This window comes from Paenibacillus sp. 37, from assembly GCF_008386395.1.
GTDB classification, from domain to species: Bacteria; Bacillota; Bacilli; order Paenibacillales; family Paenibacillaceae; genus Paenibacillus; species Paenibacillus amylolyticus_B.
The window spans coordinates 1,005,599-1,018,138 of sequence record NZ_CP043761.1 but is presented as its reverse complement, the minus strand read 5'-3'; the positions used below and the strand labels follow the sequence as shown (position 1 = coordinate 1,018,138).

Sequence of the window (12,540 nt, the reverse complement as noted above, 5' to 3'; positions counted from 1 at the left end):
AAACTACATTGAAAAGCTCTATCTATCTTACCTTTGTACTTCCTTGGAAGGCTGAATGACAGCTGCAATCTGTGCCAAAATGGCATCCACCGATGCCGGATCATGCACATCATACTCATCAATGTTCAGACGTAGCACAGGGCAAGCCGTAAACTGATCAATCCACACGGAATAGCGCTCGTGCATGTGCTCCCAGTACGAACGATCCGTCTGAATCTCCATCTCACGTCCGCGTTCCGTAATTCGGTTTAAAATCGAAGGCAGACTGCCTTCCAGATAGATCAGCACGTCTGGATGTGGAAAATACGGTGTCATTACCATCGCTTCAAACAAACTGCTGTATGTCTCGAAATCGGTAGCAGACATGGTTCCTTGATCTGCATGCATTTGTGCAAAAATGCCCGTATCTTCATAGATGGAACGATCCTGAACGAATCCCCCACCCAGTTCAAAAATCTTCTTCTGTTCCTTGAAGCGCTCTGCCAGGAAATAAATCTGCAGATGGAAGCTCCAACGCTCGAAGTCATGATAGAACTTCTCCAAATAAGGATTGTGATCGACTTGCTCCAAAGAAGTCTTGAAATTCAAACGCTGTGCAAGCGCAGCCGTTAACGTGGATTTACCCACCCCAACCGTACCTGCTACCGTAATTAATGCATTCGCTGGAATGCCATAGTTATTCATATGATATACTCCTTTACCTGATTAACAATCTGCCTGAAGTGTTCAGGATGTTCCACAAAGTCGAGTTGCTCTGCATTAACCTTAATGATTACTGGTGGATTTGAGCTATTTGCCAGATAGTCCATGCCTGTTTTGTAATCGGCGATCAGTTGTTCCATATATGCCGGGTCCATGTCCTGCTCAAATGAGCGTCCACGCTTGTTAATGCGGTACATCAACGTATCGAGTTCAGCTTCAATATAGAGCACCAGATTGGGCTTTGGCAGATCATCTGTTAACAGATGATAGATTTGACGATACTTATCCCGTTTCGTTCCCTTTAAGGTACGATCGGCAAAAATCATATTTTTATAGATATGATAGTCTGAAATGACTGGGGTATTCTGCTCTACATAATGAACACCCGTGTCTTCCAGTTGTTTAAACCGATTACACAGAAAAAACATTTCCAATTGGAAACTCCACTCGTCGATATCCTGATAAAAGGAAGCCAGAAATGGATTCTCTTCTACGATTTCTTTAACTAACGGAAGATTCAATTCATGGGAAAGCATCGTTGCCAGCGTTGTTTTCCCCGCTCCAATCGGACCTTCCACGGCAATAAACGGGGCTGATTTCATCGTGTTCACTTTTCCTCCTCGTACTTATGCGTGTTTCCGTTTTCTATATAGACCTCACCTATTGTATCACAGCTTTAAGGATTGGAACGCCAGTATTTTATGTATATAACAAGTCAAATCGGGACTATTAATTACATTAAAATAAAAAAAAGACACACTCGATATCATCAAGTGTGTCTTTCTATTGCTTGGCGGCGTCCTACTCTCCCAGGACCCTGCGGTCCAAGTACCATCGGCGCTAGAGGGCTTAACGGTCGTGTTCGGGATGGGTACGTGTGGAACCCCTCCGCCATCGCCACCAAACGCGATTTGTCGAAGCATAGCTTCTTGAAATCAGATATGGAACTGAAAATCATACACACATTCTGTGATGTACCAATTTTCATTTCAGAGATCGTTCTCTGAAAACTAGATTCGAAACGAAACATGCGAATTATCACTTGCTATTGGATAAGCCCTCGACCGATTAGTACTGGTCAGCTCCATGCATTGCTGCACTTCCACCCCCAGCCTATCTACCTCGTCGTCTTCAAGGGGTCTTACATACTGGGAAATCTCATCTTGAGGGGGGCTTCACGCTTAGATGCTTTCAGCGTTTATCCCGTCCGTACATAGCTACCCAGCGGTGCTCCTGGCGGAACAACTGGTACACCAGCGGTACGTCCATCCCGGTCCTCTCGTACTAAGGACAGCTCCTCTCAAATTTCCTACGCCCACGACAGATAGGGACCGAACTGTCTCACGACGTTCTGAACCCAGCTCGCGTACCGCTTTAATGGGCGAACAGCCCAACCCTTGGGACCTACTTCAGCCCCAGGATGCGATGAGCCGACATCGAGGTGCCAAACCTCCCCGTCGATGTGGACTCTTGGGGGAGATAAGCCTGTTATCCCCAGGGTAGCTTTTATCCGTTGAGCGATGGCCCTTCCATGCGGTACCACCGGATCACTAAGCCCGACTTTCGTCCCTGCTCGACTTGTAGGTCTCGCAGTCAAGCTCCCTTATGCCTTTGCACTCTTCGAATGATTTCCAACCATTCTGAGGGAACCTTTGGGCGCCTCCGTTACTCTTTAGGAGGCGACCGCCCCAGTCAAACTGCCCACCTGACACTGTCCCCGCACCGGATTACGGTACCAGGTTAGAACCTAGATACGATCAGGGTGGTATCCCAACGTTGCCTCCACACAAGCTGGCGCTCATGCTTCAAAGGCTCCCACCTATCCTGTACAGATCGTACCCAAATTCAATATCAAGCTGCAGTAAAGCTCCATGGGGTCTTTCCGTCTTGTCGCGGGTAACCTGCATCTTCACAGGTATTAAAATTTCACCGGATCTCTCGTTGAGACAGCGCCCAAGTCGTTACGCCATTCGTGCGGGTCAGAATTTACCTGACAAGGAATTTCGCTACCTTAGGACCGTTATAGTTACGGCCGCCGTTTACTGGGGCTTCGGTTCACAGCTTCGGGATTACTCCCTAACCACTCCCCTTAACCTTCCAGCACCGGGCAGGCGTCAGCCCGTATACTTCGCCTTACGGCTTCGCACAGACCTGTGTTTTTGCTAAACAGTCGCTTGGGCCTTTTCACTGCGGCCCCCTCGTGCTATTCACACTACCGGGGCACCCCTTCTCCCGAAGTTACGGGGTCATTTTGCCGAGTTCCTTAACGAGAGTTCTTCCGCGCGCCTTAGAATACTCTTCTCGCCTACCTGTGTCGGTTTGCGGTACGGGCACCATCACCTGGCTAGAGGCTTTTCTTGGCAGTGTGAGATCATGACCTTCGCTACTATAATTTTCGCTCCCCATCACAGCTCAGCCTTACAATGTGCGGATTTGCCTACACATCAGCCTTACTGCTTAGACGGACATCCATCAGTCCGCGTCACTACCCTACTGCGTCCCCCCATTGCTCATAACGGCTTACGGTGGTACAGGAATTTCGACCTGTTGTCCTTCGACTACGCCTTTCGGCCTCGCCTTAGGTCCCGACTTACCCTGAGCGGACGAGCCTTCCTCAGGAACCCTTAGGCTTTCGGCGGATCAGATTCTCACTGATCTTTTCGTTACTCATACCGGCATTCTCACTTGTATAATGTCCAGCGCTCCTTACGGTACACCTTCAACCCTTATACAACGCTCCCCTACCCCTGATGCAAAGCATCAAGCCATAGCTTCGGTGGTGTGTTTAGCCCCGTTACATTTTCGGCGCAGAGTCACTCGACCAGTGAGCTATTACGCACTCTTTCAATGGTGGCTGCTTCTAAGCCAACATCCTGGTTGTCTGTGCAACTCCACATCCTTTCCCACTTAACACACACTTGGGGACCTTAGCTGATGGTCTGGGCTGTTTCCCTTTTGACAATGGATCTTAGCACTCACTGTCTGACTCCCGGAAGTAAGTCTATGGCATTCGGAGTTTGACTGAGCTTGGTAACCCTTGCGGGCCCCGCACCCAATCAGTGCTCTACCTCCACGACTCTGTTTTCCGAGGCTAGCCCTAAAGCTATTTCGGGGAGAACCAGCTATCTCCGAGTTCGATTGGAATTTCTCCGCTACCCCCACCTCATCCCCGCATTTTTCAACATGCGTGGGTTCGGGCCTCCAGTGCGTGTTACCGCACCTTCACCCTGGACAGGGGTAGATCACCCGGTTTCGGGTCTACGTCCACGTACTATGTCGCCCTATTCAGACTCGCTTTCGCTGCGGCTCCGGCTCTTCACCTTAACCTTGCACGGGAACGTAACTCGCCGGTTCATTCTACAAAAGGCACGCCATCACCCCTAAAACGGGCTCTGACTTTTTGTAAGCACACGGTTTCAGGTTCTATTTCACTCCCCTTCCGGGGTGCTTTTCACCTTTCCCTCACGGTACTGCTTCACTATCGGTCGCTAGGAAGTATTTAGCCTTGGCAGATGGTCCTGCCGGATTCATACGGGGTTTCACGTGCCCCGCACTACTCGGGATCCGTCTCGGAGGGAACAGACTTTCAACTACAGGGCTTTTACCTTCTTTGGCGGGCCTTTCCAGACCTCTTCGCTTAACCGGTTCCTTTGTAACTCCATGTGAGACGTCCCACAACCCCAAAGAGCAAGCTCTCTGGTTTGGGCTTCTCCGCGTTCGCTCGCCGCTACTGACGGAATCACTATTGTTTTCTCTTCCTCAGGGTACTTAGATGTTTCAGTTCCCCTGGTATGCCTCTACACAACCTATGTATTCAGTTGTGAGTAACTGGAAATTACCCCAGCTGGGTTTCCCCATTCGGACACCCCCGGATCAAAGCTTGCTTACAGCTCCCCGAGGCAGTTTCGTTGTTCGCCACGTCCTTCATCGGCTCCTAGCGCCTAGGCATCCTCCGTGTGCTCTTAGTAGCTTAACCATTGCGCTCGTGTTCGAGCTGTCGCTTCCCTTGTTTTGGACTACGTCCAAAGCCAAAAGTCACTCCATTTCGATCACTCGCTCCAGCAATCTACCGTTTTTATTGAAACTTGTTTAACACAAGTTCAGCTAAAAAGGAATGTTCTAATTCGCGTTTGTTTCGTTTCGATATCTAGTTTTCAAAGAACAAGCTCCATGCAAAAGCAAGCTGTTTTGAGAGTTTGAGCTCTCAAAACTGAGCAACGAGTGAGTGTTTTGCAGCTAAGCTGCATATTTGAATGTTTCCACTCGGGAAACGATTCTCCATAGAAAGGAGGTGATCCAGCCGCACCTTCCGATACGGCTACCTTGTTACGACTTCACCCCAATCATCTATCCCACCTTCGGCGGCTGGCTCCTTGCGGTTACCCCACCGACTTCGGGTGTTATAAACTCTCGTGGTGTGACGGGCGGTGTGTACAAGACCCGGGAACGTATTCACCGCGGCATGCTGATCCGCGATTACTAGCAATTCCGACTTCATGCAGGCGAGTTGCAGCCTGCAATCCGAACTGAGACCGGCTTTGTTGGGATTGGCTCCATCTCGCGATTTCGCAGCCCGTTGTACCGGCCATTGTAGTACGTGTGTAGCCCAGGTCATAAGGGGCATGATGATTTGACGTCATCCCCACCTTCCTCCGGTTTGTCACCGGCAGTCTATCTAGAGTGCCCATCCGAAATGCTGGCAACTAAATATAAGGGTTGCGCTCGTTGCGGGACTTAACCCAACATCTCACGACACGAGCTGACGACAACCATGCACCACCTGTCTCCTCTGTCCCGAAGGAAAGATACATCTCTGCATCGATCAGAGGGATGTCAAGACCTGGTAAGGTTCTTCGCGTTGCTTCGAATTAAACCACATACTCCACTGCTTGTGCGGGTCCCCGTCAATTCCTTTGAGTTTCAGTCTTGCGACCGTACTCCCCAGGCGGAGTGCTTAATGTGTTAACTTCGGCACCAAGGGTATCGAAACCCCTAACACCTAGCACTCATCGTTTACGGCGTGGACTACCAGGGTATCTAATCCTGTTTGCTCCCCACGCTTTCGCGCCTCAGCGTCAGTTACAGCCCAGAGAGTCGCCTTCGCCACTGGTGTTCCTCCACATATCTACGCATTTCACCGCTACACGTGGAATTCCACTCTCCTCTTCTGCACTCAAGTCACCCAGTTTCCAGTGCGATCCGGGGTTGAGCCCCGGGATTAAACACCAGACTTAAATGACCGCCTGCGCGCGCTTTACGCCCAATAATTCCGGACAACGCTTGCCCCCTACGTATTACCGCGGCTGCTGGCACGTAGTTAGCCGGGGCTTTCTTCTCAGGTACCGTCACCTTGAGAGCAGTTACTCTCCCAAGCGTTCTTCCCTGGCAACAGAGCTTTACGATCCGAAAACCTTCATCACTCACGCGGCATTGCTCCGTCAGGCTTTCGCCCATTGCGGAAGATTCCCTACTGCTGCCTCCCGTAGGAGTCTGGGCCGTGTCTCAGTCCCAGTGTGGCCGATCACCCTCTCAGGTCGGCTACGCATCGTCGCCTTGGTGAGCCGTTACCTCACCAACTAGCTAATGCGCCGCAGGCCCATCCCCAAGTGACAGATTGCTCCGTCTTTCCAGTTCTCTTCAGGCGAAGAAAACAATTATTCGGTATTAGCTACCGTTTCCGGTAGTTGTCCCAAACTTGAGGGCAGGTTGCCTACGTGTTACTCACCCGTCCGCCGCTAACCATCAGAGAAGCAAGCTTCTCTTCAAGTCCGCTCGACTTGCATGTATTAGGCATGCCGCCAGCGTTCGTCCTGAGCCAGGATCAAACTCTCCAATAAAGTATTGAAAAGAGCGATAAGCTCATTTTGAATCTGACGAGATTAAAAATCTCATTTGTGCTCCAGTCGATCCAAGCCAAAGCTTGTCTCAACTTTCGCGTTCATTCTGCAAGCAGAATGTTTACTCACTCGTTGTTCAGTTTTCAAAGATCAAACTTGTTTCGTTACCGAATGTTGTTCTCTTCAGCAACTCTTATATAATATCATGTCCGAACCAACTTTGCAAGCTCTTTTTTTAAGTTTCTTTCGAAGCTTATTTCATTTGCTTGCCGCACCAGTGTTAAACCGTGTTTTCTTGGCCGGATTAATAATATATCACTTATAAATATTAATTACAATACTTAATTTAATATTATTCATTTACTACAAACCAACTACCTTTACTGTGTTGCTCTCCTCTATCCCAGTGTAAAGTTTATTATAGCTTAAACGACACTCTCCCCATTCATACATCACCATACATGTCTAATTGACTTAAACTCATTAGCCTACATCTCCTCTCATATATTTTAGCTTCATTCATATGCTCAATTTAGGTTGTCCTTTTATCAAGGTCATGTAAAATTACTGGGGGTACTGTAAGTTACCACGAGTATAAGTAGAACTATTATAGAAGATAAACAAAAAAAGTGATGCACGCATATAACTATACGTGAACCACTTTCTTGTGTGTTATTACATTATATAGAAGGAAACCCTTAATGTTGTGCCTGTGCTGATGCTGGAGGCGTCTTCGTCATTTGTCCATTACCTGCTTTTTGCATGCCAACTCGCAGCAACGTAATTCCCCACGTAATAATCGAGATCAACAGAAGATGAACCATGTATCCCCCCACTGCTTCTCCACTATAGATCAAACGCATAAATCCCTGTACTCCATTGGAAGCGGGCAGAAAGTTTCCTATATAACGGTAGAATGGCGCCAGCATCTCGGCTGGAATGATATTTCCTGCTGTCATCAACTGGAGCGGAACCATCGCTACATTAAATAGAGGTCCTGCATTGCCAAACAGGGCAAAACTCATTTGTGTAAAACAGATACAAGCCAGACTCACCAGCACATGATACAGATACAAAGCGCCGAAGGAGCTCGCAACATCCGTGAACTGAAGAGCTACTGTATCCACAATTAGGGGAACAATCACAGCTATACACAATAACAGCAATTGCCGTCCCCAGAAGATTTCCCATTTGGAATGGGTACGCTTCATGATATTCGACGTAATATTGAACTGAATGTTCATCGTCATCGAAGCAATGTAGGTGATAAAACCCAGAATCATGGGCAGCATCGATGTTGCAAAATCACTCACGCTGTTCGTTTTATTAATTTCAGCCTTCACAGGCCCTTCATTCATCTTCGCCATCGCTTGTCCAATAGCTGCACTCAGTTCATCGCTGTTTATACTATCATTATTGAGTGTCACTTGAACCTTGGATTCCAGAATCCCTTGACCCATTTGTGCAGTCATTCCGGTCGCGGCATGTTCCACAATGGATTTGGCTACATCCGCATTTCCCTGATTGATATAAAAGGACAAACTCGCCTCTGTACCTCCTTCAATCTGGTCAGTGAATCCTTCCGGAATAACAATAACCATCGCATAGTTACCCGCATTCATCTGTTGCTCAGCTTCCTCGGCAGATCCCAGAACATTGACATGGAAAGGCGCGAGCGTTTCAATCTGCTTCTGCACCTCTGTTCCCTGTGTCCCGTCTTCGTTCACGAGAGCAACTTGAAGTTGATCCACTCTCTCCGTGGCTTGATGATAACCCGTCATCCAGATCACAACAAATAACAGCGGAACAATCAATGCAAAAACCAACCCTATTTTTGTCTGTGGCACTTTAAGAAAATCTTTGAAGCTTCTCATTCGTTCACGACTCCCGTTAGTTAAAATTAAAATAATTGCACTACATATATATGCACGTGCACATATTTGGTCAAAAAAATTTATTTCATCTTTTCATAGATGCGATTCATCACATTCATGAATGCTTCAAGCTCTTCAGGGGAACATTCGGCGAGTGCCTCTTGCTCTTGCTGTTTTGCCTTTGGTGTAAGAACGTCATTCATTTCCAGTCCTTCCGCCGTCAAACAAAGCAAAACCGCTCTGCGGTCCTGTGGATCTTCTTCTCTTGTCACCAGACCTTTGCGAATCAACTTGTCTATAATTTTGCCTACCGTTGTCTGGTCCCGCACTGTTAATTCAGCCAGTTTTTTCTGTGATATATGGCTTCCAGCCTTGCTCAATTCATTCAGAACTGCAAATTGTTCCGGAGTAATATCCTGTTCGCTCAGATTTCTGGTTGTTGTTTTTTTGTATGCCAGATACGTCCGTGACAGAATCAGTCCAAGTGGATTTTCATCCATATTAACAGGCATGCTGTTGCTCCTTTCTCTATATAGTAGCACTACCATCTAATTTGCGTAAGCTCTATATTATTACCATATTTACAATACTGTCAATTTAATTTTTTATCTTTCCAAGCAAAAAGAGACCCACCCGTTAGTCAGGCAGCTCTCTCCTCTGGCATCGTCAAACCATACTTACTCGGGCTTGCCACTTGAAGTTTCGGTATCGTCCTTCTTCTTTGTACCTTTACTTTTATAAGGCTTCGGGGCACTTTTTGCCCGGTTTGCAGCGGCTTGCCAACGGTTCCAGCCTTTTTTACCCGTACCACGGCCGGTGCCGCCTTTTCCTTTTGCATTGCTCATGTTATCACTCCAATAATCCTGTATATGCTTAAAAATGACCGTCCTCGGTAACTTATTATGCAACCCAGCCCATCTAATTCACTTCCAGCATTTCTTATTATACCAAAAATCCACGTCTTTACGTCCATTTCCAGAAATCATTGTATTGTTATTCTGTTATGAAAGCGGTATAGTGGACATAATTGAAAGAGGAAGCTGCGTCTTCTTCGGGATTGTTACTGGTAAGCAGGCGATACCCAAACCAAGGCTGTCTATTAAGCCTTAGTTTGGGTTTTTTGTTATTATTACGACCAATTGAGGTGAAACACATATATGATCATCCGTCAGATTTTTAACAACAATGTCATCCGGGCTGAGAACCAGGTTGGTCACGAATTTGTTGTCATTGGCAACGGTCTTGGCTTCAAAAAGAAAAACGGGCAGCCTGTGGATGAGGATAAAATCGAAAAAACCTTTGTGCTGAAATCAGATAAAATACCGCAAAAACTCATTGATCTGATTGGGGAAACATCGGTTGAATATTTGAAGTTAGCAGACGAAATTGTGGGCCATGCCAAAAAGGAAATGGGTGATATTTTTAGTGATAATATCTATATATCATTGATCGATCATATTCAGTTTGCCATTACCCGGTACCGTAAATCCGTCGGGCTGAAGAATTCCCTTTTGTGGCAGATCAAGAAGTTTTACAAGAAGGAATTTGGGATTGGCATGAACGCTGTGGAGCTGATCCAGGAACAATTCGGCATCCAGATGGATGAACATGAGGCCAGCTTTATTGCAATGCATTTTGTAAACGCTCGTCAAGATGCTCAAGGCATGAAACAAACCGTTGAAATCACTGAAGTTATTGATGATATCTTCAACATTGTGACCAACCATTACCACATCGCCCTGGATGAAAATTCATTTAATTATTCCCGGTTTATTACCCATCTTCAATATTTTGTGCAGAGAATGTTGAGTAATGAACAGGAGCAATTTGCTTCAGGAGACAACTTTCTGTATGAGCAGGTGAAGGACAAATATAGCAAGGCATTTGAATGCACCCAATTAATCAATCAGTACCTTGAAGAAAGGTTTGAAAGTGCCATGTCCATTGATGAAAAGGTGTATTTGACGATCCATATTCAACGTGTCACTTCTCGTAACGAGTTGCTGGGCGCGGAATAAAAAAAGCTTGCAAACGATTACGGCGTCAGATATAGTAGGTCTCACAACTTAACGACAAGGATTGTTACTGCTCAAGCAGGCGATACCTAAATGATTGGCAACAGGTCATCTTTCCGATGATCATCATAGCCATTCGTTTAGGTATTTTTTTGTTTTCAGGCAATCTTAACAACAAAGGAGAATGAACATGGATCATAAAAAAATGGGGGATGACATCGTTCGTCTCGTCGGCGGAGAAGCCAATATCAATGGTCTTGTCCACTGTGCGACCCGGCTGAGATTTGACCTGAAAGATTCGAAAAAGGCCGAACGCGAAACGCTTGAAAAACACGATGGTATTATTACCGTTGTCGAAAGCGGCGGCCAGTTCCAGGTTGTCATCGGTAGTAACGTGGCTCATGTATATGCGGAGATTATGAAAAACCGGGATTTTGGAGGAGATTCCTCCTCATCGGCTGAGTCCACAGGGGAAAAAACCTCGCTGTTATCCAAAGTTTTTGAAATTATATCCGGAAGTTTCTCGCCGTTAATCCCGGCTATGGCAGGATCAGGTATGCTAAAAGCTTTGCTGACTGTCCTGACCATGCTCGGATGGATGTCGGATACAAGTGACACATACTTGATTTTATCCGCTGCCGGCAACGCTGTATTTTATTTCTTGCCCATCTTCCTTGGCATCACACTGGGTATGAAGCTGAAAGCCAATCCTTATGTAGCTGGCGTAATTGGTGCCGCTCTGATGGAACCGAGCTTCACCGGGCTGATGGATAAGGGCTCAGATGTATCGTTCCTGGGTATACCGGTTGTCATGATGAATTATTCAGCCAGCGTATTCCCAATCTTCATATCGATCAGTATCTATGCTGTTCTTGATAAGTTACTCAAAAAAATCATTTTGAAAGACCTGCAATTGTTCCTTGTACCGATGATTGCTTTGATGATTATGGTTCCTCTGTCCGCAATGGCCTTTGGACCATTCGGCACCACGGTAGGTGACTGGATCTCCTCCGGCGTAACTTGGCTCATTGGTGTCAGCGGTATATTATCAGGGATTGTACTCGGTGGATTCATGACCTTCATGGTTGTCTTTGGACTCCACTGGGGCTTCACTCCAATCACGATACAGAATATCGGGGTTGGCGGTGATCCGATTGAAGCCATGGCTGCTGCAGCTGTATTTGCACAAATCGGTGTAGCCTTCGGTATTTTCCTGAAAGCCAAAAAGAATAAAACCCTGCGAACCCTTGCTGGCTCGACCAGCCTTACCGGTTTACTTGCAGGAGTAACTGAACCAATTGTATACGGTCTGATCTTGCGTTATAAACGTGTAATTCCTATCGTAGTCATCGCAGGTGCGATCGGCGGTGCCATTAATGGTCACTTTGGTGTTAAAATGACTGCTTATGTGTTCCATAATATATTTGCCATTCCTGTCTATACACCAACGGTTGTCTACGTGATTGCTATTGCCTGCTCCTTTGCTGTAGCAGCGGTATTAACGGTGATGTTTGGTTATGAAAGCAAAACGAAAGACATAGCTTCCGAGAAAAATGAATCTGGTTCCAGCCCATCGGCTGAAAGTACGCCGGTAGAGCTTCCTGTCATACCTGAGACCAAAACAACGGAGATCAAGAAAGAACAAATTTATAGCCCACTTACAGGTAAAGCCGTAGCACTGAGCACTATTAATGACCCCGCCTTTTCGACTGGTGCTATGGGCAAAGGTTTGGCGATTGTCCCTGAGATTGGTGAAGTTGTTGCTCCGGTAGACGGTGTTGTCACTTCCCTCTTCCCGACTGGACATGCCATTGGATTAACCACCAACGCAGGAACGGAAATCCTGATTCATATCGGCATCAATACAGTAGCGCTAAAGGGAAAACACTTCTCTCCTGTCGTTCAGGAAGGGGATATCGTCAGACAGGGCGATCTGTTGATCCAGTTTGACATCGATAAGATCAAAGAAGCCGGATACGAAACCGTAACCCCTGTCATTGTTACTCTTACGCAGCAGGAAGTGGATGTATTCGAAACAACTCAAGAGCAGGTACAGAAAAATGATGTCCTGCTGACTCTCGTTGTCTGATCCAACTTATATTATATGAATTC

The 12,540-nt window shown here is 46.7% G+C and carries 7 protein-coding genes and 3 rRNA genes; 2 read left to right on the top strand and 8 right to left on the bottom strand.

The genetic code is table 11. The features are described 5' to 3' along the window. Positions 1-27: 27 nt before the first annotated feature. From F0220_RS04575 to F0220_RS04540, 8 genes are all read right to left on the bottom strand, one after another. Positions 28-684 (bottom strand): deoxynucleoside kinase, encoded by a 657-nt coding sequence (locus tag F0220_RS04575; protein ID WP_091016111.1) that lies wholly within the window; start codon positions 682-684, stop codon positions 28-30. After that, a complete protein-coding gene (locus F0220_RS04570; protein ID WP_076253494.1) occupies positions 681-1,304 on the bottom strand; it encodes a deoxynucleoside kinase in 624 nt (207 codons plus the stop codon). Before F0220_RS04570 ends, F0220_RS04575 begins: the two co-directional genes overlap by 4 nt. 186 nt (positions 1,305-1,490) lie before the next feature. After that, positions 1,491-1,607, bottom strand: a 5S ribosomal RNA gene (gene rrf, locus F0220_RS04565). A gap of 143 nt (positions 1,608-1,750) precedes the next feature. After that, positions 1,751-4,678, bottom strand: a 23S ribosomal RNA gene (locus F0220_RS04560). A 308-nt stretch (positions 4,679-4,986) separates the two neighbouring features. Then, positions 4,987-6,539: ribosomal RNA gene (locus F0220_RS04555) — 16S ribosomal RNA — on the bottom strand. Together the 16S, 23S and 5S rRNA genes form the textbook arrangement of a ribosomal RNA operon. Positions 6,540-7,237: 698 nt before the next feature. Further along, positions 7,238-8,413, bottom strand: a complete 1,176-nt coding sequence (locus tag F0220_RS04550) for a YhgE/Pip domain-containing protein (RefSeq protein WP_105602182.1) — start codon at positions 8,411-8,413, stop codon at positions 7,238-7,240. Positions 8,414-8,493: 80 nt separating this feature from the next. Continuing rightward, complete coding sequence (locus tag F0220_RS04545) at positions 8,494-8,925, bottom strand: MarR family winged helix-turn-helix transcriptional regulator (protein WP_181155611.1); 432 nt, start codon at positions 8,923-8,925, stop codon at positions 8,494-8,496. 165 nt (positions 8,926-9,090) lie between these two features. Continuing rightward, positions 9,091-9,258 carry a DUF3934 family protein gene (locus tag F0220_RS04540; protein WP_074093608.1) on the bottom strand — a complete coding sequence of 56 codons (168 nt, stop codon included), beginning with the start codon at positions 9,256-9,258 and terminating at the stop codon, positions 9,091-9,093. 312 nt (positions 9,259-9,570) lie between these two features. Between F0220_RS04540 and licT the strand changes: the two genes are divergently transcribed. Both licT and F0220_RS04530 read left to right on the top strand, forming a co-directional pair. After that, positions 9,571-10,431: a BglG family transcription antiterminator LicT gene (licT, locus tag F0220_RS04535; protein WP_105602179.1), complete on the top strand. Its 861-nt coding sequence runs from the start codon at positions 9,571-9,573 to the stop codon at positions 10,429-10,431. A 187-nt stretch (positions 10,432-10,618) separates the two neighbouring features. Beyond that, positions 10,619-12,517 (top strand): beta-glucoside-specific PTS transporter subunit IIABC, encoded by a 1,899-nt coding sequence (locus F0220_RS04530; protein ID WP_105602177.1) that lies wholly within the window; start codon positions 10,619-10,621, stop codon positions 12,515-12,517. The last annotated feature ends 23 nt before the right edge of the window (positions 12,518-12,540 follow it).